Origin of the sequence: Streptomyces sp. NPDC002054 (assembly GCF_040296685.1) — a bacterium.
Lineage (GTDB): Bacteria > Actinomycetota > Actinomycetes > Streptomycetales > Streptomycetaceae > Streptomyces.
Window position 1 is genome coordinate 149,764 of sequence record NZ_JBEOXT010000001.1, and the last position, 22,727, is coordinate 172,490.

Annotated in this window: 22 protein-coding genes; 14 read left to right on the forward strand and 8 right to left on the reverse strand. The window is 70.0% G+C overall.

Features of this window, described 5'->3' with window-relative positions; translation table 11 throughout:
- Positions 1 to 210: 210 nt before the first annotated feature.
- Genes ABT123_RS00690 through ABT123_RS00700 form a run of 3 tightly spaced genes read left to right on the forward strand, consistent with a single transcriptional unit; the run spans position 211 to position 4,727 of the window.
- Positions 211 to 1,032: an FAD binding domain-containing protein gene (locus tag ABT123_RS00690; RefSeq protein ID WP_351307602.1), complete on the forward strand. Its 822-nt coding sequence runs from the start codon at positions 211 to 213 to the stop codon at positions 1,030 to 1,032.
- A gap of 1 nt (position 1,033) precedes the next feature.
- The gene (locus tag ABT123_RS00695; protein WP_351307605.1) at positions 1,034 to 3,751 is read left to right on the forward strand and encodes a molybdopterin-dependent oxidoreductase; all 2,718 of its coding nucleotides are present in this window, start codon (positions 1,034 to 1,036) and stop codon (positions 3,749 to 3,751) included.
- Positions 3,752 to 3,755: 4 nt separating this feature from the next.
- Positions 3,756 to 4,727 carry an antibiotic biosynthesis monooxygenase gene (locus ABT123_RS00700; RefSeq protein WP_351307608.1) on the forward strand — a complete coding sequence of 324 codons (972 nt, stop codon included), beginning with the start codon at positions 3,756 to 3,758 and terminating at the stop codon, positions 4,725 to 4,727.
- Between the two features lie 386 nt (positions 4,728 to 5,113).
- Here ABT123_RS00700 and ABT123_RS00705 read toward each other — a convergent pair whose 3' ends face one another.
- Positions 5,114 to 5,902, reverse strand: coding sequence for a DeoR/GlpR family DNA-binding transcription regulator (locus ABT123_RS00705; protein ID WP_351307611.1), 789 nt, complete (start codon positions 5,900 to 5,902; stop codon positions 5,114 to 5,116).
- A 96-nt stretch (positions 5,903 to 5,998) separates the two neighbouring features.
- Between ABT123_RS00705 and ABT123_RS00710 the strand changes: the two genes are divergently transcribed.
- The 5 genes from ABT123_RS00710 to ABT123_RS00730 all read left to right on the forward strand — a co-directional run bounded on the left by ABT123_RS00710 (position 5,999) and on the right by ABT123_RS00730 (position 10,448).
- On the forward strand, positions 5,999 to 6,901 hold the full coding sequence (locus ABT123_RS00710; RefSeq protein WP_351307614.1) for an SIS domain-containing protein: 903 nt from the start codon (positions 5,999 to 6,001) through the stop codon (positions 6,899 to 6,901).
- Positions 6,898 to 7,734: a class II fructose-bisphosphate aldolase gene (locus tag ABT123_RS00715; protein WP_351307617.1), complete on the forward strand. Its 837-nt coding sequence runs from the start codon at positions 6,898 to 6,900 to the stop codon at positions 7,732 to 7,734. Before ABT123_RS00710 ends, ABT123_RS00715 begins: the two co-directional genes overlap by 4 nt.
- Positions 7,735 to 7,760: 26 nt before the next feature.
- Complete coding sequence (locus ABT123_RS00720; protein ID WP_351307620.1) at positions 7,761 to 8,309, forward strand: hypothetical protein; 549 nt, start codon at positions 7,761 to 7,763, stop codon at positions 8,307 to 8,309.
- Positions 8,310 to 8,403: 94 nt separating this feature from the next.
- Positions 8,404 to 9,168, forward strand: coding sequence for an amidohydrolase family protein (locus ABT123_RS00725; protein ID WP_351307623.1), 765 nt, complete (start codon positions 8,404 to 8,406; stop codon positions 9,166 to 9,168).
- Between the two features lie 89 nt (positions 9,169 to 9,257).
- Positions 9,258 to 10,448, forward strand: coding sequence for an acyl-CoA dehydrogenase family protein (locus ABT123_RS00730; protein WP_351307626.1), 1,191 nt, complete (start codon positions 9,258 to 9,260; stop codon positions 10,446 to 10,448).
- Positions 10,449 to 10,467: 19 nt separating this feature from the next.
- On the opposite strand, the gene ABT123_RS00735 is transcribed toward ABT123_RS00730, so the two are convergent.
- Positions 10,468 to 12,165 carry a SulP family inorganic anion transporter gene (locus ABT123_RS00735; protein ID WP_351307629.1) on the reverse strand — a complete coding sequence of 566 codons (1,698 nt, stop codon included), beginning with the start codon at positions 12,163 to 12,165 and terminating at the stop codon, positions 10,468 to 10,470.
- 87 nt (positions 12,166 to 12,252) lie between these two features.
- Positions 12,253 to 12,723, reverse strand: coding sequence for a pyridoxamine 5'-phosphate oxidase family protein (locus ABT123_RS00740; RefSeq protein ID WP_351307632.1), 471 nt, complete (start codon positions 12,721 to 12,723; stop codon positions 12,253 to 12,255).
- Between the two features lie 290 nt (positions 12,724 to 13,013).
- Between ABT123_RS00740 and ABT123_RS00745 the strand changes: the two genes are divergently transcribed.
- Complete coding sequence (locus ABT123_RS00745) at positions 13,014 to 13,478, forward strand: Crp/Fnr family transcriptional regulator (RefSeq protein WP_351307635.1); 465 nt, start codon at positions 13,014 to 13,016, stop codon at positions 13,476 to 13,478.
- Between the two features lie 122 nt (positions 13,479 to 13,600).
- Positions 13,601 to 14,299 carry a response regulator gene (locus ABT123_RS00750; protein WP_351307638.1) on the forward strand — a complete coding sequence of 233 codons (699 nt, stop codon included), beginning with the start codon at positions 13,601 to 13,603 and terminating at the stop codon, positions 14,297 to 14,299.
- Positions 14,300 to 14,314: 15 nt separating this feature from the next.
- Here ABT123_RS00750 and ABT123_RS00755 read toward each other — a convergent pair whose 3' ends face one another.
- The 3 genes from ABT123_RS00755 to ABT123_RS00765 form a co-directional block, all read right to left on the reverse strand.
- On the reverse strand, positions 14,315 to 16,045 hold the full coding sequence (locus ABT123_RS00755) for a sensor histidine kinase (protein ID WP_351307641.1): 1,731 nt from the start codon (positions 16,043 to 16,045) through the stop codon (positions 14,315 to 14,317).
- Between the two features lie 141 nt (positions 16,046 to 16,186).
- Complete coding sequence (locus ABT123_RS00760) at positions 16,187 to 17,050, reverse strand: universal stress protein (RefSeq protein WP_351307644.1); 864 nt, start codon at positions 17,048 to 17,050, stop codon at positions 16,187 to 16,189.
- Complete coding sequence (locus ABT123_RS00765; protein WP_351307647.1) at positions 17,047 to 17,955, reverse strand: universal stress protein; 909 nt, start codon at positions 17,953 to 17,955, stop codon at positions 17,047 to 17,049. The genes ABT123_RS00760 and ABT123_RS00765 overlap by 4 nt, the downstream gene beginning before the upstream one ends.
- Positions 17,956 to 18,147: 192 nt before the next feature.
- Between ABT123_RS00765 and ABT123_RS00770 the strand changes: the two genes are divergently transcribed.
- The 4 genes from ABT123_RS00770 to ABT123_RS00785 all read left to right on the forward strand — a co-directional run bounded on the left by ABT123_RS00770 (position 18,148) and on the right by ABT123_RS00785 (position 20,865).
- Positions 18,148 to 18,816: a CBS domain-containing protein gene (locus tag ABT123_RS00770; protein ID WP_351307649.1), complete on the forward strand. Its 669-nt coding sequence runs from the start codon at positions 18,148 to 18,150 to the stop codon at positions 18,814 to 18,816.
- 33 nt (positions 18,817 to 18,849) lie between these two features.
- The gene (locus ABT123_RS00775; RefSeq protein WP_351307652.1) at positions 18,850 to 19,542 is read left to right on the forward strand and encodes a universal stress protein; all 693 of its coding nucleotides are present in this window, start codon (positions 18,850 to 18,852) and stop codon (positions 19,540 to 19,542) included.
- Between the two features lie 23 nt (positions 19,543 to 19,565).
- Entirely contained in the window at positions 19,566 to 19,712 is a 147-nt protein-coding gene (locus ABT123_RS00780; protein ID WP_351307655.1) for a hypothetical protein, read from the forward strand.
- Between the two features lie 151 nt (positions 19,713 to 19,863).
- The gene (locus tag ABT123_RS00785) at positions 19,864 to 20,865 is read left to right on the forward strand and encodes an Acg family FMN-binding oxidoreductase (protein ID WP_351307657.1); all 1,002 of its coding nucleotides are present in this window, start codon (positions 19,864 to 19,866) and stop codon (positions 20,863 to 20,865) included.
- A 42-nt stretch (positions 20,866 to 20,907) separates the two neighbouring features.
- Here the strand turns inward: ABT123_RS00785 and ABT123_RS00790 are convergent, their stop codons facing one another.
- Complete coding sequence (locus ABT123_RS00790) at positions 20,908 to 21,729, reverse strand: ABC-2 transporter permease (protein ID WP_351307660.1); 822 nt, start codon at positions 21,727 to 21,729, stop codon at positions 20,908 to 20,910.
- Positions 21,726 to 22,643, reverse strand: coding sequence for an ABC transporter ATP-binding protein (locus tag ABT123_RS00795; RefSeq protein WP_351307663.1), 918 nt, complete (start codon positions 22,641 to 22,643; stop codon positions 21,726 to 21,728). The genes ABT123_RS00790 and ABT123_RS00795 overlap by 4 nt, the downstream gene beginning before the upstream one ends.
- Between the last annotated feature and the right edge of the window lie 84 nt (positions 22,644 to 22,727).

Sequence of the window (22,727 nt, forward strand, 5' to 3'; positions counted from 1 at the left end):
GCCCGTTTGGCGGGGCGGAGCCCCCGGTCGCAGCAGATCGCTACGTGCTCCGGCGGGTTTGGCGGCCTTCGGCCGTCTGTGGACCTGTGAGCGTCACTGTCCTGACTTGGCGGGGTTTGGTCCTTCTGCTATATCCTGGTAGGGAATTTCTGCGCGCGCCCGCCGGTCCCACATTCCTTGCCGTTTGATACTGCGAGCGGGGTTACCGTCGTGGATCTCAACACCATCACCGAAGTTGTTCGGCGGCCATCCGATCGGCCAGGCGTTGACTGGCGCGAAGGCGATGCATGGCTCGCAGGGGGGACGTGGTTGTTTTCGGCGGAGCAGCCCCATCTGCGCCGCCTGATTGACCTGACGGCCTTGCACTGGGATGCGCTCGTGCCGAGCGAGGCGGGGCTGGAAATCGGTGCGACGTGCACCGTTCGGGAGTTGTATGCGTTTGTGCCGCGCGATGATTGGATCGCGGGGAGTCTTTTCGCGAAGAGTTGCGAGGCGTTTCTGTCCTCGTTCAAGGTCTGGAACTCGGCGACTGTTGGCGGCAATGTTTGTATGTCTCTGCCTGCTGGGCCGATGATCACGATGACGGTTGCTTTGGAAGCCGAATACGAGCTGTGGCCTTCTGAGGGGGCCGCGCGTACTGTCGATGCGCTCGATTTCGTGACGGGGAACAACCAGAACGTGCTGGCGCCCGGGGAGTTCTTGCGGCGTATTCATATTTCTGCGAGTGCTCTGCGCAAACGCACGGCGCACCGTCGTTTCACACTGACGCATCTTGGTCGCTCGACCGTGTTTCTGATCGGTACTCAGACGCCGGGGACGAATGACTTGCTGCTGACCGTTACGGCTGGCACCACACGGCCGGTGCGCCTTGCGTTCGACAGCATGCCCGATGCCAGAACCCTTCAGGAGAGCATCGACGCCATTCCGGCGGATGTCTGGTTCGCCGATCCCAACGGCACCCGCGAGCACCGGCACCACCTGACCAAATACTTCGCCGAAGAGATTCGCAGCGAACTCACAGCCGGGGTCTGACATGACGTACACGGTGAATGGCAAGGACTTTGAGGAGGAACCGGACCCTGGTCAGTGCCTGCGGACCTTCCTGCGCTCGCTCGGCCACTTCGGCGTCAAGAAGGGCTGCGACGCGGGCGACTGCGGTGCGTGCACGGTGTGGGTGGACGGTGAACCGGTCCACAGCTGTATCACCCCGGCCTTCCGGGCGGAGGGGCATGAGGTGACGACGATCGAAGGCATCGGATCACCCGGCAACCTGCACCCGATGCAGCGTCAGTTCCGTGACGCCCCGGGCTTCCAGTGCGGCTTCTGCACCGCCGGGATGATCATGACGTCGGCGACGTTCACCGAGGCCCAGAAGGACGACCTGCCGCGGGCGTTGAAGGGCAACCTCTGCCGGTGCACCGGCTATCGGGGGATCGAGGACGCCGTGAAGGGTGTTGTCGGCGTGGAGACGGCCGCCCCGGGTAAGGCGGTTGGGGTGAGTGTGGGTGCGCCGGCCGCCAATGAGGTGGTCACCGGACGCGCCGAGTTCACCATGGATGTGCGTATGGAGGGAATGCTGCACCTCAAGGTGCTGCACTCGCCGCATGCGCACGCTCGGATTGTCTCGATCGACAAGACCGCCGCTCTGGCGGTGCCTGGCGTGCATCGGGTCTACAGCTGGGAAGACGTGCCGCGCAAGCGGTTCACCACGGCGATTCATACCGATCATCTGGTTGATCCGGACGACACTTTTATTCTGGACGATACGGTCCGCTTCGTTGGGCAGCGTGTGGTTGCGGTGGTGGCCGATACGGTGGGGGCGGCGGAGGAAGGGTGCCGGAAGGTCGCCGTGGAGTACGAGGTGCTGCCGGCCGTCTTCGACCCCGCGGAGGCCATGGCCGACGGAGCGCCGCAACTGCACGGATCGGACGACCCGTTCGTGCGTGACCCTGTTCACAACATCCTGCTGGAGTTGCATTCCCATATCGGCGATGTCGAGGCCGGGTTTGCCGCCGCCGACGTGGTCCACGAAGGGACGTACGTCTCGCCGCGCGTCCAGCATGCGCACCTGGAGACCCACGGCTCGATCGCCTGGATGGAGAACGGCCGGCTCAACGTCCGCACCAGCTCGCAGTCGCCGTCGATCGCCAAGGTGAAGTTGGAGTACCTCTTCGCCTTGCGTCCCGACCAGGTACGGGTGTTCTGCAAGCGGATGGGCGGCGGTTTCGGCGGTAAGCAGGAGGTGATCTCGGAGGATCTGGTCGCGCTGGCCACTCTGGACACCGGGCGGCCCGTCTGCTTCGAGTACACCCGCGAGGAGGAGTTCACCACGGCTTCCCCCCGGCATCCGATGTCGCTGACGGTCAAGCTCGGCGCCAAGGCGAACGGCACGCTCACGGCACTCCAGATCCGCAACGTCTCGAACACCGGCGCCTACGGAAACCACGGTGGGGAGACGCTGTACGCGGGCGGCGCGGCGGTCATGATCTACCGATGCCCCAACAAGAAGTACGACGCATTCTCCGTGTATACGAACACCGTTCCGAGCGGGGCGTTGCGGGGCTATGGCATGACGCAACCTGCGTTTGCCGTCGAATCGGCGATGGACGAACTGGCCCGCGCCCTGCACATCGATCCGCTCGAACTGCGGCGGCGCAACATCGTGCGGCCGGGTGATCCGCTCGTCGCCATGCACGACGGCCCCGACGACGTGATGTTCACCGAGGACGGGCTCGGCAAGTGCATCAATCTGGTAGCCGGCGCCATGGCCCGTACGGCCGATCAGGCGTCCCCCGGTCCCGAGTGGCTTGTGGGGGCCGGTGTGGCGAGCTCACTACACGAGACCGCGCCCCCGACCGAGCACATCTCCGAGGCATGGGTCACCCTCGGCAACGACCTCATCTACGAGCTGGCCGTCGGCACGGCCGAGTTCGGCGAGGGCACGTCGACCGCGCACGTCCAGATCGCCGCCAACCAGCTGGGCACCACACCGTCCCGCATCCGCCTGGTGCAGTCCGACACCGACCGTACGGGCTTTGACACCGGCGCCTTCGCCAGCGCGGGCCTCTTCGTGTCGGGCAACGCGGTGCTGCGGGCGGCCAACGCGGTGCGCGACCGCATCCTCGAATTCGCCGCCGCCCACACGGGCGTCCATGTCGTGATGTGCTCGATGGACGACGAAGGCGTCGTCTGCGGCGACCAGCGCATGTCGCTGGCCGAGATCGTCGCACTGGCCCGGGCCCGCGGCATCCGTTTCACGGCCGCCCGTAAGGCCTACGGTTCGCCCCGGAGCGTCACCTCGAACGCGCAGGGGTTCCGCATCGCCGTCCACCGGGTGACCGGTGAGATCCGCATCCTCTACAGCGTCCAGGCGACCGACGCGGGCGCGGTCATCAACCCCGCACAGGTCCGCGGACAGGTCGAAGGCGGTGTCGCCCAGGGGATCGGCTTCGCGCTGACCGAGAACTACCAGGTCGACGCCAACGGCGCCATGGTCAACCCGAACCTCCGCAACTACCGCATCCCCACCTACGCGGACGTGCCGCGCACCGACCTCCTCCTGGTGGACTCCTCGGACTCCGTCGGCCCGATGCGCTCCAAGGGGATGGCGGAATGCTGCATCAACCCGGTGGCCCCCGCACTGGCGAACGCGCTCCACGACGCCACGGGCGTCCGCTTCCGCACCCTGCCCCTCACCCCGGAGCGGATCTTCAGTCGGCTCAACGAAGAGCAGTCGGTACAGAGGGCCTGAGCTCATGGACACCGAGAAGCAAGAGACCGGCGCGGCGACGGTCATCATCGGCCACCGGATATTCCCCGGCCTGGAGCAGGAGTACGAGGCATGGCAGAAGGGCGTCAACGCCGCTGCCGCGGGCTACCCCGGACACCTCGGCGCCGAGATCTCCCCGCCGACACCCCTGCAGCCCGAATGGGTCGTCGTCTACCGCTTCGACTCGGTGGCCCATCTGCAGGCCTGGCTCAACAGCTCGACCAGACAACGCCTCCTCGAGCTCGGCAAGGACTACTTCGAGGGCCCCGCGACCCAGCAGTACATCAGCGGCGGTACCCAGCCGGCCGATCCGCTCGTGACCGTCGTGGTCACCCACCGCGTCCACCCGAGCAGTGTCGACGACTTCCTCGAATGGCAGCGCCATATGAGCGAGGAGGAGAGCAAGTTCGAAGGATTCCGTGGGACGGAGGTCTTCCGCCCGATCGAGGGCCTCCAGGACGAATGGACGACCCTGTACCGGTTCGACAGCGCCGACCACCTCGATGCATGGCTGACCTCGGACCGTCGGCAGGAGGTTCTCGCCGAGGGCAAGAAGTTCAGCGACTACAAACTGCGCACGATCGACAACTCGTTCGGCAGCTGGTTCGCCTTCGAGGAGAACGGCAAGGAAGCACCACCGCCTTCGGAGACCAAGACCTCCATCGCGGTCTGGGTCGGCCTGTACCCGACCGTCGTGTTCCTGACGCTCGCCCTCTCACCCCTGAAGATGCCGCTCTGGCTCGGACTGCTCGTGGGCAACCTGCTGTCGAGCTTCGCCATGAGCTTCCTCACGATGCCCTACTACGTGAACCGGTTGCTCAAGCGCTGGCTACGGCCGTCCCCGGACGAACCGCCGACAAGAACCAACCTGGTCGGCCTCGCCATCGTCGCTGTGGCCATGGTGTTCTGGACCATCCTCTTCTACCTGGTCACAACCCAGTTCTGGACACTCCCGTGACGTGCGACCGGCCACAGACGGCCGAAGGCCGCCAAACCAGCCGGAGCACGTAGCGATCTACTGCGCCAGGGGGTTCCGCCCGGCCAAACGGGCCCAGGCTTCGAGGAAACGGAGCTCTCCGCCCGACAGGGCGGCCGGTCGGGCGGCAGCCGCCACCCTCGCGGGCCCGTATCTGGGACACGTTCCCCATGCCGGCCCTCCCTCCGGGGGCTTCCCGACAGTCTTTGTCTTTCCGGGGCGGACGGCGGGGTCAAGGGTGGAGCGCAGCGGAATCGCGAAGCGACGCGACGAAGGAGCGCCCTTGACGCCGACGGCCGCACCGGAACGACACTGGGACTGACGGGCAGCCCCCGCCCACCACCTGACCCCGCCCAACAGGTACCCCCCTACACCCGCCGCACTTCCACCCCCGCCCGCTCGAAGCCAACAGCAGCCCCCGCCGACAGCCCCGCGTCCGTCACCAGGACGTCCACCGCCTCCGTCGGGCAGATGCGGGCGAAGGCGCGGACGCCCAGCTTGGTGGAGTCCGTGGCGACCACCACGCGGCGTGCGCGTTCGCACAGCAGTCGGTTGATCGACGCTTCCTCCTCCTGGCGGGTGGAGATGCCATCCGCCGGGTCGAAGCCGTCCACGCCCAGGATCGCCGTGTCCAGGGTGATCTGCCCCAGGACGGCATCCGCCAGCGGCCCGGTCAGTTCGTAGGACTGAGGACGGGCCACCCCGCCCGTCACCACGATCTTGAACTGAGGCCGGATCGCCAGCTCGGACGCAATGTTCAGCGCATTGGTCACCACCGTAAGCACAGGGGAGCCACCCACACCCCCCGAAAGGTCCGCCCGCCCCGCCAACGCGCGGGCGATTTCCGTAGTCGTCGTCCCACCCGTCAGCCCCACCACCTCACCCGGCGCGATCAGCTCCGCCACCGCCTCGGCGATCCGCCGCTTCTCGGCGGCCCGGCGCGTGGTCCGGTAGCGGAGCGGAAGTTCGTACGACACTCCGTGCTGTACGGCGCCGCCGCGGGTACGGACCAGCAGCTGCTGCTCCGCCAGCTGGTCGAAGTCGCGACGGATCGTCGCCGCCGACACGCCCAGTGCCTCGGCCGCCCCCTCGACCTCCAGCCGTCCCCGCTCCACCAGCAACTCCAGCAACGCCTGCCAGCGCGTCTCCCGGGACATGAACGAGTACCCCTCTCAAATGCTTGAAGTTGATTGAAACAGAGCTATACCTTGCAGGAAAGCGCAAAGCGCAAGTACGGACTCCAGGGAGCCGGCATGAGTCATGTCGCGTACGAGCTGAGCACACAACCGAACTGCTGGGAACGGGCCGCCGAACTCGCCCCCGCCCACCGGGCAGTGCTCCCGCGGCCGGGGGAGCGGGCCGCGTTCGTCGGCTGCGGGACCTCGTACTACATGGCGCAGGCCGCCGCCGCCCTCCGCGAGGGCGCCGGACAGGGCGAGACGGACGCGTTCGCCGCCTCGGAGTTCCCCCTCCACCGCCCCTACGACCGGGTCGTCGCCCTCACCCGCTCCGGCACCACCACCGAAGTGCTGGACCTGCTGGCCGCCCTCCGCGATGCCGGAATCCGCACCACCGCCGTCATCGGCGATCCGGCGACCCCCGTGATGAGCCTCGCCGACGAGCTCGTCGTCCTCGACTTCGCCGACGAACAGTCCGTCGTACAGACCCGGTTCGCCACCACCGCACTCACCCTCCTCAGGGCCCACGTCGGCCGCCACACCCCCGCCGCAGTCGCCGACGGGCGCGCGGCCCTCGCCGAACCGCTCCCCGAACACCTCACCACCTCCAGCCAGTTCACCTTCCTCGGGCGCGGCTGGAGCGTCGGCCTCGCCCACGAGGCGGCCCTCAAGATGCGCGAGGCCTCCCTCTCCTGGGCCGAGTCGTACCCGGCCATGGAGTACCGGCACGGGCCCATCAGCGTCTCCGGCCCCGGCACCCTCACCTGGTCGCTGGACGAGGCCCCCAACGGCCTGGCCGAACAGGTGACCGCCACCGGCGCCCAGTGGGTGGCCGGCCGGCTCGACCCGCTCGCCGAGCTGGTCCGGGTGCACCGGCTCGCGCTGGCCGTCGCCGACCGGCAGGAACTGGATCCGGACCGGCCGCGCCACCTCACCCGGTCCGTCGTCCTCACCGCCGAAGAGGAGGCGGTCCGATGACCCTGGCCGCCACCGGAGAGCTGGTCCTGGCGGCAGCCGCCGCCGGCCGGGCCGTCGCCGCCTTCAACATCATCACCCTGGAGCACGCCGAGGCCGTGATCGCCGGAGCCGAACAGACCGGCAAACCAGTGGTCCTCCAACTCAGCGAGAACGCGGTCCGGTTCCGCGACGGCCGGCTGCTGCCCATCGCCCTCGCCGCGGGCGCCTGCGCCGAAGCCGCCGCCGTCCCCGTCGGCCTGCACCTGGACCACGTCAAGAGCCCCGAACTGCTGCGCCAGGCCGCCGACGCAGGCTTCGGCTCGGTGATGTACGACGCGGCCCACCTGCCGTACGCCGAAAACCTGGAGACCACCCGGTCCGCCGCGGACTGGGCGCACGCCAACGGGCTGTGGATCGAAGCCGAGCTGGGTGAGGTCGGCGGCAAGAACGGTGCCGCGCCCCTGGACCCGCACGCGCCCGGCGCCCGTACCGACCCGGACGAAGCGCGCCGCTTCGTCGCGGACTCGGGGGTGGACGCGCTGGCCGTGGCCATCGGCAGCACCCATGCGATGACGAGCCGTACGGCCGCCCTCGACCACATCCTGCTGGCCCGGCTGACCAAGGCGGTGGACGTCCCACTCGTCCTGCACGGCTCCTCCGGGCTGCCGGACTCCGAGCTCGCCGCCGCAGTGGCCGGCGGCATCCGCAAGGTCAACATCGGCACCGCCCTCAACGTGGCCATGACCGAGGCCATCCGCACCCACCTGACCCCGGCGGACCCCCGCCCCTACCTGACGGCCGCCCGTACGGCGATGACGGCGACCGCCGCGGCTATGATCTCGGCGCTGAACTGACGCGAACCGGGAAGGGGGCGGCGAGGATGGCCGACCTGTCAGGCCGCACCTCCACCAACCGACGGAGCTTCCTCGCCCTGCTGGGCGGCTCCGCGCTGCTGATGCTGCCGGGAGCGGCCGGCTGCTCCTCCCCGGTGATCGAGGACCACCTGAAGGTCGAGACCGGTGTCGAGCCGCTGCGCAAGCGGTTCGCAGCCGTGGGGGAGATGTCCGATCCGCACTGGCTCGGCTACGACATCGACGAATCCGGAAAGCGGCAGACGATCCCCGGCCAGGACTCGCGCATCCGGATGGTCGGTGTGGCACGGCTGCCGAAGGGGGCGGTGGCGGACATCCTGCGGAGCGCCCCGCCCGGCGACCGCTTCGAACCGGCCGCCCTGCCCGCCGACATACCCGCGCCACTCGCACCGCACCTGCCCGCCCGGGAGGGCTGGCGCGCGAGCGCCGCCTACGACGCACGAATCCTGGCCACCCCCGACGACAGCTCGGGCACCAACGACCAGGCCGACGGCCGGTTCTTCCTGCACGAGGAGCGCGACCTCGTCTGGTTCGACGTCCTGTACCTGCTGACCTGACCTGACCGGCCGGCGGCCGAAGGCCCGAGTCGCGCCGTGCCCCGGGAAGGCGTTCCATGCAAGTAGGGGACCGCGGCAAGGAGGCGCGACCCGCATGCGCATCGACGTACACGCCCACCTGTGGACGAAGGACTACCTCGACCGGCTGGAGCGTCTGGGCAAGACCGACACGGCCACCCAGCGCGACCTGTGGGCGGACGCCACGGAAGCCGACCTCGGCCACCGCTTCGCCGTGCTGGACCGGGCCGGGATCGACCTCCAGGTGCTCTCCGTGCCGCCGCAGTCGCCGCACTTCACCGACGAAGCCCAGGCCGTCGCCCTGGCCCGGGACGCGAACGACGCGTACGCCCGCCTCGTCGCCGACAGGCCGGACCGGTTCCGGGCCTTTGCCGCCCTGCCGCTGCCGCACACCGACGCGGCCCTGCGGGAGCTCGGCCGGGCCATGGACGAGCTCGGCATGCCCGGCGCCGCCGTCACCACGACCGTATGCGGCCGGACCCTGGCCGATCCCGTATTCCACCCGCTGTACGAGGAGCTCGACCGGCGCGGCGGTGTCCTGTACATCCACCCCCAGGGCGAGGGCGCGGCCTCGCCGCTGATCACCGGGCACCGGATGACCTGGATGGTCGGGGCGCCGGTGGAGGACACCGTCGCCGTCATGCACCTGGTGCTGGCCGGCCTCCCGAGCCGGTACCCCCGTATGCGGATCCTCGCCTCCCACCTCGGCGGGGCCCTCCCGATGCTGGTGCGCCGCCTCGACGACCACCTTGCCTTCGAGTCCCCCGACACCCCCGAACCGCCCTCGCTGGCGGTCCGCAGGCTCTGGTACGACACCGTCGGACACGCCCATCCCCCCTGACGCACCGCCCCGACCCTTCCGCATTCTTGGAACAGGTTCTACTCTGTGCGCCGCCACCGCAGCACCGCAGCCAGCCTTACGGAGGGGCCGTGCACCTCGAATACACGCCTGAGCAGCAGCAGTTGCGCGCCGAGCTGCGTGCCTATTTCGCCGAGCTCGTGCCCGACGACGTCTACGAGCGGTACGAGGACCCGGCAGCGCAGAAGCGGTTCTACCGGGAGACCATCCGGCAGCTCGGCGCCGACGGGTGGCTCGGCGTCGGGTGGCCGAAGGAGTACGGCGGGCGCGGGATGTCCCCGATGGACCAGTTCATCTTCTTCGACGAGGCCGCGCAGGCCGTCGTACCGCTGCCGCTGATGGCGCTCAACACCGTGGGCCCCACGATCATGCAGTTCGGCACCGAGGAGCAGAAGGCCTACTTCCTGCCCCGCATCCTCGCCGGCGAGATCGACTTCGCCATCGGCTACAGCGAGCCCGACGCCGGCACCGACCTCGCCGCCCTCAAGTGCAAGGCAGTCCGCGAGGGCGACGAGGAGACCGGCACCTACGTCGTCAACGGCCAGAAGATCTGGACCACCAACGGCGACACCGCCGACTGGGTCTGGCTGGCTGTCCGCACCGACCCCGATGCACTCGCCCACAAGGGCATCACCATGCTCCTGGTCCCCACCTCCGACCCGGGCTACTCCTGCACCCTCATCAACACCCTCGCCTCACACGACACCACCGCCAGCTACTACGAGAACATCCGCGTCCCGGCGAGCCGCCGCGTCGGCCCGGAGAACAAGGGCTGGCGGCTCATCACCAACCAGCTCAACCACGAGCGGGTCACCCTGGCCGCCCACGGCACCATGGCGATCCGCGCCCTGCACGACGTCCAGCGCTGGGCCGCCGAAACCAAGCTCGCCGACGGCCGCCGCGTCATCGACCTCGGCTGGGTCCGTGGCCGCCTCGCGCGCACCCACACCCGGCTCGACGCCATGAAGCTGCTCAACTGGCAGATGGTGAACGCCGTCCAGGACGGCACCCTCACCCCGCAGGACGCCTCTGCCGTCAAGGTCTACGGCTCCGAGGCCCGCCGTGATGCGTACGCCTGGCTGATGGAAATCGTCGGCGCGGCCGGCCCCCTGAAGGACGGCTCGGCCGGCGCCGTCCTCCACGGCGAACTCGAACGCGGCTACCGGAGCGCGGTCATCTTCACCTTCGGCGGCGGCAACAACGAGATCCAGCGCGAAATCATCTCCTGGATCGGCCTGGGCATGCCCCGCGTCCGCCGCTGACCGGGCTGACCGAACTGCTCTACGACGGCTTACCTGTGGCGCGTTGCCAGTCCCGGTAGGCGGCAACGGCGGTGGGGAGCGTGGGGAAGATGCGCTCCGGGCCGATCTTCGCTGTCAGCCCATAGGCGTCGAGGGGGCGGCGCAGATCCTGCTTGACTCGGGCGAGCGCGAACACGATGTCCAGTTCGGCGAGTTCGGCGCGCAGAGCCTCGACGGCGTCGAGGGCCGTGATGTCGACCTCGACGTTGGCTTCGGTGTTCAGGACGAACCAGTGCACCGGTTCGTCCTGAACCGCCACCGAGGCCAGCGCCCGGCGGCGGAAGTCCTCGGCGTTGGCGAAGAACAACGGTGAGTCGTAGCGGTAGATGAGGAGACCGGGAATGGTGCGCGCGCTCGGATAGTCGTCGACGTCGTGCATGCCGGCCAGACCGGGCACCATGCCCTCGACCGCATCGTGCGGCCGGGCAACCCTGGCGAGGAGTTCGGCGACGGACAGCGCCACGGCGAGGAGCACGCCGTACAGGATCCCGAGGGCGAGGACGCCGAGTCCGCAGCCGAGGGCGAGCAGGAACTCGCGGCGGCGGAAGGCTGCCAGCCTGCGGAACTCGCCCACCTCGATCAGGCGGACGGCGGCGTAGACGACGATCGCGCCGAGGGCGGCGGACGGGGTGTGGGCCAGCAGCGGGCCCAGGAAGAGCAGGACGGCGGCCACGCAGACGGCGCCGACGAGGGAGTACCCCTGGGTGCGGGCGCCGGCGGAGTCGGCGAGGGCGGTGCGGCTGGCGCTGCTGCTGACGGGAAAGCCGTGCAGGACGCCGGCGCCGATGTTGGACGCGCCGAGCGCCAGCAGCTCGCGGTTGGCTGCCAAGGGGTGCGGATCGTCGTGGCGGGCGAAGGCACGCGCGGTCAGGATCACGTCCGAATACCCGACGAGGAGCACTCCGACGGCCGGCAGGACCAGGTCGGCGTAGTCCGACGGATCGGGCAGGGCGAAGCCCGGAAGGCCGGTCGGGACTGCTCCGATGACGTCGATGCCGTGGTTCTCATCGAGGGCGAAGCCCGCCACCACGGCGGTGGCGAGCGCCAGGACGACGAGGGGCCCGGGCAGCGGGCGCCACACCAGGGGAAGAAGGAACAGAAGGGCGAGGCATCCGGCGGCAAGCACGGCCGTGGGCCAGTGCACGTCACCGAGGTGGCGGAGGAAGGAGAACAGCTGGGGGAAGAAGCCCGATCCGCTGCCACTGGTCCCGGTCAGGCGGGGGAGTTGGTCCACGATCATGATCAGGGCGACCCCGGCCATGTAGCCGACGAGAACCGGCCGGGAGAGGAGATCTGCGAGGAAGCCCAGCCTGACGGCCCACGCGACGAGGCAGAGCAGGCCGACCACGACGGCCAGGGCCGCCGAGAGCACCGCGTACCGCGCGGGGTCGCCGGCCGCCAGCGGTCCGACGGCCACGGCGGTCATGAGGGCGGTGGTCGACTCCGGTCCGACGGACAGCAGGCGGGAGGTGCCGCTCAGGGCGTAGAGGATCATGGCCGGGAGGGCGGCCCAGAGACCGACGACCGGCGGCAGGCCGGCAACGCCGGCATACGCCATGACCTGCGGTACGAGATAGGCGGCGACCGTGATGCCGGCCAGCACGTCACCCCGGAGCCAGGCACCACGGTAGCCGTGGAAAGCAGACGGGACCGCCACGGTCCATCCGCGCTTCGGCATGGCACCTCCGGAACTCCTGCGGGCGTGTGCCGCACCATCGTGACCTGCGGAGGGCCGCGTGGAGGTGAAGCGCGCGAACGGGCGCCGCTACGGGCCGCCCTCGCGCAAGCGGAAGCCGGTGACCAGGTCGGGTCGGATCCGGATCGCTCCCGATGCGCTGCCCGCGGCCCAGGGCTGCAGAAGGCGCACGTACCGCTCGATCTCGTCGGGGTCGGTGACAGCGGTGGCGTAGCCGGTGGCGACCACGCTCCAACCCAGGTGTTCACCCGGATCGATGTCGTCGGCCTCGTAGGCGACGACCACGCCTGAGCCTTGCTGGGGCGCGAGCAGGGCAGTCAGCGTCGATCCGTCCTGGACACGGACGATGATGTCGCCGCGATCGAGAACGTGGTTGACCGGGCGTACGGCGGGCAGTGCGTGGTGGGTGAAGACGATCCGGCCCAGTTCGGCGGTGGCGAGCAGGTGCAGCGCCTCGTCGGCGCTGAGCTCTTCCATCTGCCGTCCCGGCACGCTGACGGGAGGCGAACTGCTGGTCGCACCGGCCGGGTGGCTTTTCATCGGGGGCGTCCTTCGTCGAGCGAGCAGGCCGCGATGCGGACGAACGGCGTGGTGAGGGAGGCGGACACCCCGGTTCCCACGCCGTGCCCGTGCCCGTGCCCGTTCCCGTACGTCGTGCGCCTGCCAGTCGGACAGGGGCGAAGGCCGTGAATGGGCCGTCTGCTGCCAGGATCTCCGCGTGCGCCGATCTCGGACATGGGCCGATCGGCCCCTGGACGGGACCACAGGGCCCATGCTCGGGACCGTCGGGAAGGCCAAGACTGAAGACGGACTCGAACAGGAGGCCGTCCATGAGCACCCCGTCACCCACCCGTATCTCCGAGGCACTGCCCGCCGACTGCCGCTCCCGTCTGATGGAACTGGCACAAGAGGTCAACTTCGAGGAAGGGACGCGTCTCTTCCGCGAGGGCGGCCACGCCGACCGGTTCTGGATCGTCCGGTCAGGCACCGTGACCTTGGACGTCCATGTGCCCGGGCGGCGCGCCGCCGTGATCGAGAGCCTCGGCGCCGGCCAGCTGGTCGGCTGCTCGTGGCTCTTCAAGCCGTACTCCTGGCGTCTGGGTGCCGAGGCGATGACGCCCGTTCGCGCGTACGAGTTCGACGCGGAGCGCGTGCGGGCGCTGATGGACGCCGACGCCGCCTTCGGCTCCGCCCTGGGCCACTGGGTCGGGCAGGTCCTCGCCAACCGGCTGCAGGCCGCCCGCGTGCGCCTTCTCGACCTGTACGCGCCCTACGGGAGCGGCAGCTTCCTCTGATCGTCCGTACGCCGGAGGAGCCGTCATGCCCGCATCCCGCTACACGGCCATGGGGTGCGCTGCAGGCCTCCCTGAGACAATTCGGATGTAAATGCGTCATAGGGACCGAACCAGGGGCGATCATGTCCGATGATCCGAACGCCTCCGCCGGGGCACCGATCAAGGTGTTCCTCCTGGATGACCACGAAGTGGTCCGGCGCGGGCTCCGAGACCTCCTGGACGCCGAGCCGGACATCACCGTCGTGGGCGAGGCGGGCACAGCTGAGCAGGCGCTGGCCCGCGGGCCGGCGCTGCGCCCGGACGTGGCCGTGCTCGACGTACGGCTGCCCGACAGTGACGGCATCACCGTCTGCCGCGAGCTGCGCTCGCGCATGCCCGGTCTGGCCTGTCTGATGCTGACGTCCTTCGATGACGAGGACGCACTGCTGGACGCGATCATGGCGGGTGCCGCCGGGTACGTGCTGAAGCAGATCAAGGGCTCCGACCTGGTCTCCGCCGTACGGACGGTGGCGACCGGGCAGTCCATGCTGGACCCGGCCACCACCGCCCGTCTGATGCACTCCCTGCGGGAGCCTGAGGCCGCCAAGGAACCGGAGGACGCCCGGCTGGCTGCTCTGTCCGAACGCGAGCGGGCCGTCCTGGAACTCATTGGCGACGGCCTCACCAACCGGCAGATCGCGAAGCAGCTCTACCTGTCCGAGAAGACGGTCAAGAACCACATCTCGCGGCTGCTGGGGAAGCTCGGCGTGGAGCGGCGGGTCCAGGCGGCCGTGATCGCCGCGCAGGTGCACGAGCACGACACCGGGACGGCGAAGCAGTAGCGACGACGGTGACGGTCACCGCGATGGTGGAGCCAGGGGTACCTGCCACTCCAGGCGAGTGCCTCCCCTTCCGTCGCCCCGCGCTGCGACCTCCATCCGGCCGCCCAGCCTTTCGGCACGTTCTGCCAGATTGAGCAGTCCGCTGCGCTGACCGCTCTCGGGCAGGCCAACGCCGTTGTCGGTCACGGTAATGGTCAGGTTTCCGGCGGCTGCGGCGATCGAGACCTCCGCCCGCGTGGCCTTGGCATGGCGGGCGACGTTGGTGAGGGCTTCCCCCACGACGGCGAGGGCCTCATCCGCGACGGCCGGCGGTACATCGGTGTCGATCAGTCCCTCCATCCGCAGAGCCGGGGCGAAACCGAGGGCTGCCGCGGCCTCGTCCATGGCCTGGACCAGGCGGGAGCGCAGCTTGGATGCCTGACCGGGGGTCTCGTGCTCGCGGAGTCCGAAGATGGTGGATCGGATGATCTTGATGGTGGCGTCCAGGTCGTCCACCGCGCGGGTGAGCCGTTCGGACGCCTCGGGGTGGTCCACGAAGCGCTGGGCGCTCTGGAGGGTCATGCCGGTGGCGAAGAGCCGCTGGATGGCCAGGTCGTGCAGGTCGCGGGCGATGCGGTCGTGGTCCTCCAGCAGGCTCATCTGCTCGGCGTCGCGGCGCCGGTCGGCCAGCTCCAGTGCGAGGGCGGCCTGGCCGGCGAACCCCGGCAGCGCGGCGATCTCCGCGGTGGCGAACCCGGGGCGGCCGTGCCGCCGGGCGAGCAGCAGGACGCCGCTGAGCTTTTCCTTGGTCCCGACGGTGACGGCCACGGCCGGGCCGAAGCCGGTCCACCTCTCGGGTTGGACGGTGATGCGTTCGTCGGTGGCCACGTCGGGGACCGTGATGAGGCCGTCGCGAGCCAGCGCGGCCTCGGCGAGAGTGCCCCGGGTGCTGGGCAGGACGATCCCGCGGTGCGCCTCTGCCCCTTCCCCGAGGGCGAGGGAGCCCCGCAGTTCACCGGCGGGGCCCAGCAGGTAGCAGACGCCCATGTCGGCGGCGGTGATGTCCTTGGCGCGCTCCAGCATGCCCTCGAGGACCTCGTCCTCGGGCGCTCCGGAGAGCAGGGCGCTGGTGATGTCAGAGCTGGCCTCCAGCCAGCGCTGGCGCAGCCGGAGACCCTCGAAGAGCCTGGCGTTCTCGATGGCGATGCCGGCCGCCACCGCGAGGGTCGACAGGACCGCCTCGTCCTCGGCGTCGAACTCGATTCCGCCGCGCTTCTCGGTCAGATAGAGGTTGCCGAAGACCGTCTCGCGGATCCGGATGGGGACACCGAGGAAGGAGTGCATCGGCGGGTGGTGGGCCGGGAACCCGTACGAGGCAGGGTGCTCGGACAGCTCCGACAGCCGCAGCGGCTCGGGGTGGCGGATCAGCTCGCCGAGGATGCCGTGGCCGGAGGGCAGGTCCCCGATCTGCCGGCGCAGTTCGTCACTGATGCCGACGGGAAGGAACTCGGCCAGCTTCTTGTCCGTCCCGATGACCCCGAGGGCCCCGTACTCGGCGTCCACGAGCACCACGGCGGCCTCGACGATGCCGTGCAGCACCTGCGGCAGGTCGAGTTCCCGGCCCACGGACATGACGGCTTCGAGCAGACCGTTCAGCCGGTCCCGAGTGCCCCTGACCTCGTCGATCCGTACCTGCAGCTCGTCCAGCAGTTCGTCGAGCCGCAGCCGGGGAACACCGCTCCGGGTAGGCCGCTCGCCTGCGCTCATCCCCACCTCCGGCCGGAAGTGATGGCGAGATGGCCATCGTTTCCACGGTATCTCCGGCCGGAGGGCCCGGCCTTTCCGCTCAGCGGGCCATTGCCCCGTACGGCGTCTGCTCGTGTCGCGGCGTACCGGTTTCCGGCGGACTCATCCGGTGGGGACGGTGATCACGGGGCAGTGCGCACGGTGCAGCAGGCCATGGACCACGGATCCGATCCGCATGCCGGTGTATCCGCCGAGGCCGCGGCGGCCCACGACGACGGACAGCGCGTGCTCGGCGGCCCGGGCCAGTTCCTCGACGGGGTGGCCGGTGAGGACCTCGTGCGTCACATGCACGTCCGGGTACTTCTCGGACAGGCCGGCGGTGGCCTCGGAGAGCAGAGTGCGCTGCGCCCGCAGCGCCACATCCTCGTCGTCGAGCATGATGAGCGGGCGCTGCCATACGCAGACGACCCGCAGCACGGCCCCCCGAAGGTCGGCCTCGTCGAAGGCGAAGGCCAGCGCGGCAGTGGCGGGGCCGCTGCCGTCGATCCCCGCGACGACGTAGGGCGGCTGCTGGCTGATGTGCTCGGCGTCGCCCACGACGACGACCGGGCAACGGGCCTGGGCGGTGACGGGGACCACGAGTGAGCCGGCGCTGAAGAACTCGGCGGTGCGGCTCAGGTGCCGGGAGCCGAGGACGATCATGCGGGCTTCTCGCGCCGCGCCGCCCAGGACGGGGGCGGGGAAGCCGCCGAGGAGATCACCGGTGACGCTCACCTCGGAGTGGCGGTCACGCACCCAGGCGCATGCCTGTTCGAGCCTGTCGGATCCGGCTTGCCGCAGGGCTGACTGGCCGGGGGTGTCGTCGACGTGATGGGTGTCGTGCTGCGGCGGTACCGCGAGCACCAGGCGCAGCGGGAGCCGGCGCCGTTGTGCCTCGTCGGCGGCCCAGGCCAGGGCAAGGTGCCAGTCCCTGTCCGGGTCGATGCCCACGACGATGTCATGGCTCCCTGTCTGGTGGCTGGTCATGACTGGCTCCCGAAGTCGCTGCCGGTCCGAGGGATGAGGAGGACGGGGCAGTGGGCGTGGTGCAGCAGGCTGTGCGTGGCCTTGCCCAGGTTGGGTGTGAGTCCGAGGGGCTCTGGGACCCGGTGGCCGCCCATGACGAGCAGGTCTGCGTGTTGGGACGCCTCGACCAGGACGCCGGCCACGGAGATGCTCTTCTCCGCATCGGCCTGCACGTCCAGGTCGGGGAACTCGCCGCGGATCACGTCCGTGACGGCCCGCAGGGTCTCTTCGTGCCCGGTGGCGATCTCGTCGACGCCGTCGAGCATGCTGACCACCTCACCGACGGACTGGAGCACGTTCCACACGTGCAGCAACCGCAACGAAGCCTTGTGCAGCTCGGCCTCCTGGGCGGCGTACCGGGCGATCAGGAGGTCGTGCTCGTCGCGGACCGCTGCGAGGACGGTGCCGGTCTCCTCGGTCCCGTCGATGCCTCGGACGACGATGACGGGGGTCATGGCGATGGCCGCAGTGCCCAGCCCGACCGAGCCGAGCATGAGGGAGTTGAACCCGCCCAGGCCGCGGTTGCCGACCACCACCGTGCCGTGGAGCCCGCAGGCCCGGTGCAGGGTGTTGACGGCGTTCGCGCGGCTGAATTCGGTGGTCACGTTCAGGCCGGGGTACTCGGCCGACACGGCCTTCGCCGTGTCGTCCAGGAGCGCCCGACCGTTGACACGGACCCGTTCGATGGTCTCCGCCGACAGATACAGGGCCCTGCCGTCGGTGTCGGCGCCGTAGACGATGTGCAGGGGGCGGTCACGGCGTACGGCCTCCTTGGCCGCCCACAGGGCAGCGACGCGCGCTGGCTGCGAGCCGTCCACGCCGACGACGACCGAGCTGGTGTCCGGCGTACGGAATGTGCCTTCCACGATCCCTCCCAACCGAGAAGCCGATGGAGGACACCTCTCACGCTGGCACCGTCGACGCTTCGGGAAGAGGGCCGCCCGGGACCGCAGACGGGACCGTTCGGCCCTCGATCGCGGGCAGGCGCTGACGGATGGTTGGTGCACACCCGACAACGGACATCAGCCTCGCGTGACACGGCGGAGCAGGAGGGCCTCATGAAGCACATCAAGGTGGCGGACCTGATGACCGACGAGGTCGTCTCCGTAGCCCCGAGCACCGCGTTCAAGGACGTCGCGAAGCTGCTCGTGCAGTACGACATCTCCGGAGTTCCTGTCCTGGACGACGAGGACCGCGTGGTGGGAGTCGTGTCGCAGACGGACCTGCTGGCCCGCGCGGGCCAAGGCCCCGATACCCCCTGGCAGAACGGCACAGAGGTGTGGGCCCCCACCGCGGTCGACGTCATGTCCGCGCCCGCGGTCACCGTCCGCGCCGAAGAGACAGTGGCCGACGCCGCCCGGCTGATGACCCGCCGTGGCATCGAACGCCTCCCCGTCGTGGACGTGGAGGACCGGCTCGTCGGCATCGTCACCCGCCGTGACCTGCTCCGCATGTTCCTGCGCCCGGACTCCGAGATACGCCGACGTGTCACCGGCGAGGTACTCACCGAGGTGCTCGGTGTGCCGACCGGTGACGTCGACGTCCACGTGGTGGACGGCATCGTCGCCCTGGACGGCCATGTCGAGCTCCGGAGCCAGCTCCCTGCACTCCTCAGCCTCGTCGAGCAACTCGACGGGGTCGTCGCGGTGGCATCGCGTGTCACCGCCCGCACCGACGACACGTCAACCACTCATGCGGACCAGGCCCGGCATGCCATGCCGTGGTGATGAGCACCGGACCGCACGAAGGGAATCGCAGCCATGAAGAGCCACGTGACTGTCGGAGTCGATGGCTCCCCGGAGAGCCGGGCAGCGGCGCGCTGGGCGGCGCAGGAGGCTGTCCTGCGCCAGGTGCCGCTGCGGCTCGTGCACGCCGTCGACTGGCCCCTGGACCCGGTGTTCCCCGGCCTGGGCCGCCAGGACGTGGACCGCTGGGCGGACCAGGCCCTGACCGAAGCCGCGCAGGAGCTGCACGGGCGCCACCCGAACCTGGAGATCACGACCCGCTGCCTGACGGCCCGGCCGGCAGCCGCCCTCGCGGCCGAGGCCGCCGACGCCGGGCTGCTGGTCCTGGGATCGCGTGGCCTGGGCGGCCTGGTCGGTTTCATCGTCGGCTCGGTGGCGACGGCCACCGTGGTCGCGACCGACACCCCGGTCGTCCTCGTGCGCGTCGCCGACGACCCGGACAACGAACGGGACATCGGCAGGAGCGTCACACGCATGGTGGACGACATGCTGCTGCCCTGGCACCACAAGTTCCCCGACGTGAACGTCAGCCACAACGTGTTCATGGGATCGGCGGGCGAGCATCTCGTCCGGGCCTCGCAGGGCGCGGGACTCGTCGTCGTGGGACGTCATGTGCGCCGTTCCCCCCTCGGCGTGCACCTCGGCTCGGTCGCCCACGCGGTCCTGCACCATGCAGCAGCCCCCGTGGCTGTCATCGCCCACGGCTGAAGGAGCGGAACGGGTGAACGGCCATGCGAGGCACGCAGCAAGGGGCGGAAAGAGTCCGCCCGCTTCTCGCCGGGCACCCGGTCGGCGTCGTCTCCGAAGCCGACCTGCTCCGCCGACGGGTCGTCGACGTCGACAACAGACTCGCCTGCGCCGAGGCCGAACGGAGCTGAGCGGGCAGGGAGGGCCGATCGGTCCCAGGTTGGGCCGCTCGGTCCTTTCCAGGGACCCGGCAGGAGGCAGAGCCTGAAAGCAGCCGACCATCGGGCCCCACCGGTCGCCGTCGTGGCGCACGACTGAGGCCGCACAGACAGGACCAGTCCCATGACCGCAACACACCCCGACCCCGATACCGTCATTCGGCTCGTCGGCGACGCCGTTACAGCCCCGTCCATGCACAACGCCCAGCCATGGAAGTTCGTGTTCCATGTCGGCAGCGCCACCTTCGCCCTGTACGGCGACCCGGAACGCGCCATGACCCGAACGGACCCGCATCACCGCGGCCTCCACCTCGGTTGCGCCGCGGCGCTGTTCAACCTGCGCGTGTCCGCGGCCTGGGCCGGTCTCCCGGTCCGCGTGCAGCTCTTGCCCGACGACGCCGAACCATGGCTGCTCGCCACGGTGACCATCGACGAAACCACGGACGTGGACCGCGAGCCGGCCTCCCTGCACGACGCCGTCCGGCGTCGGCACACAAGCCGGTACCCCTTCAGTGAGGAGCCGGTACCGACCGCACTGCTGGACGGTCTGTGGGCCGCGGCCCACTTGGAGGGCTGCCGGCTGACCGTCCCGGACACCTGGCACATCGACACCGTGCTCGGGCTCGTACGGGACGCAGAACACCGCGAGGAGATCGATCCGCTCGTCCAAGCGGAGACCGCGGCCTGGACCTCCCCTACCTCCCCCATGCAGAGCCCTACAGGCACGCGCCCCGACGGCATTCCCGTCGCCGCATTCGGACCGAAGGCTTCCGGCGGCCCCACCCCCGTACGCGACTTCGGTTGGGCCAATCCGATCCCGGATCGTGGCTGGGCTGTGTTCGAGAAGCGGCCACAGCTGGCTCTGCTGAGCACCTCGGGGGACACGCGAGTCGACTGGCTGCGCGCAGGCCAGGCAATGGAGCGCGTCCTTCTGCAGGCCACCGCAGACGGCCTTGCCACGTCGATGACGTCCCATCCCCTGGAATGGCCGGAGCTGCGGTGGACGGTGCGCGACCCGGTCGCGGCCATGGGACACGTACAGATGGTCTTCCGCCTCGGCTACGGCCCCGCAGGCCCCGACACGCCCCGCCGCCCGGTGACCGAGGTACTGGAAATCCGGGAGTAGAAGCCGACGGAAGGCGCGTGGACACCCGAGGGCGACTCGGGCTCAGGGCGCGAGGTCTCGGCGTTGGAGCACCAGGTGGGCCATCAGGATGCCCAGCACTCCCGTTCCGAGCAGAATCCCGAGCTGGGGCCAGAGCACGCCGCCTTCGGCCAGCGCATCGCCCGGGGCGTAGTAGTGGAACGGGCTGAGGAACCTCAGCGGTGCTGCGGGAGACCATGCCAATGCGATGAAGTTGACGGCGAATCCCACGGCTCCGATGGCGATGGTCGCGCCGATCACTTGGGCTCGCCGTCGTCCCGCTGCCGACACGGCCATCGCCGGCCCGATCAGGCACAGGGCAAAGCCGAGGCCCATGACCCCGGCGGCGAAGACTCCGCCGAGCGGCACCGCACGGTGGATGTCCGGTGACAGCGCCACCCCCACCGCGACCGTGAGGGTCGCTGCCAGGTTCAGGGCCAGGGCCGCGAGCACGAGTGCGGCGGTCCGTTCGGCCAGCAGCCGGGTACGGCTGACGGGACGCACCATGACCAGTTCCACGGTCCCGGATTCCACGTCCGCTGCCACGGCAGCCGCGGCGAGCGAACCGATGGCGGTCAGCTGCATGGCGATCCAGAACGGGTGGGTGAGGCCGGCGCCCAGCAGCCCGGGGTAGCTGGCGATCGACACGTCGCCGCTGGACCCGCTGAAGGCCCGGTAGGCAGAGGGCGGTCCCTTCCCGCCCGCGGAGAAGAGCGGCCCCAGAGGAATCGCGTTGGCGACCACCACGATGAGCGCCTCGAAGACGACCATCCCGATCATCAGAGCGGCCAGCATCCGGCGTCGCCGGTACAGGGCGAGCCACAGCAGCGGCCACTGCCGTCTCACGGCTCCTCCCGCACGGCGCCGTTGCGGTACAGGTCCATGAAGGCTTCGTCCAGCCCGGCTTCCTCCACCGTGACGTCGGCCACCGCCAGGCCGAGCAACGTGCGCAGGGCGCCTACTACTTCGCTCGGCGGTACGAGCAGCTCCACCCGGTCTCCCTGCCAGCGCGGGTTCCAGCGTTCCGCACCGCCCAGTGGCCGTGCCCCTTGGCCGTCTGCGAAGGACAGCCCGATCCGTCTGGCCCGGGCCTCGCGCAGGCCGGCCACGCTCTGGACCGTCACCAGCTGCCCGTCCCGGATGATCGCCACCCGCTCGCATGTGCGCTGCACCTCCGGCAGGATGTGGCTGGAGAGCAGGACGGTGCGTCCGGCGACGGCCGCCTCGCCCAGCAGTGCGAAGAACGTGTCCTGGACCAACGGGTCGAGTCCCTCGGTCGGTTCGTCGAGCACCACCAGGTGCGGGTCGTGTTGCATCGCCTGCACCAGCCCGAGCTTCTGCTTCATGCCCCGTGAGTAACCCCCGACGGGGCGGGCGAGGATCGCGGGCGTTAGCCCCAGTCGATCGCACAGCTCGCCGCGGCGGGGCACGGGCGCTCCCTGGAGCGCGGCCAGCAGATCGAGCGTTTCGGCTCCGGAGAGTTCCGGGTACAGGCGCAGTTCACCCGGGAGGTACCCCAGATGCGGGGCCACCCGGCGGTGATCAGCGATCGGGTCCAGCCCGAGCACCCGCACGCGTCCCTCGCTGGGCCGGAGTAGGCCGGTCAGGCACCGCAGTGTGGTCGTCTTCCCCGCGCCGTTCGGCCCGAGGAAGCCGAACACCTCGCCTGGCCTCACCGTAAGGCTCAGGCGGTCGACGCCGACCACCGGTCCGTACCTCTTGGTCAGTCCGGTCAGCTCGATCGCCGGCCCGTGGCTCATGGGTCCAGTCTGAGCCCGCTGCTGGGGACCCGCCCGCTCATCCAAGGTCGTAGGCCGTGAGGGGAGCGTGCTGCGGTGCGGCTC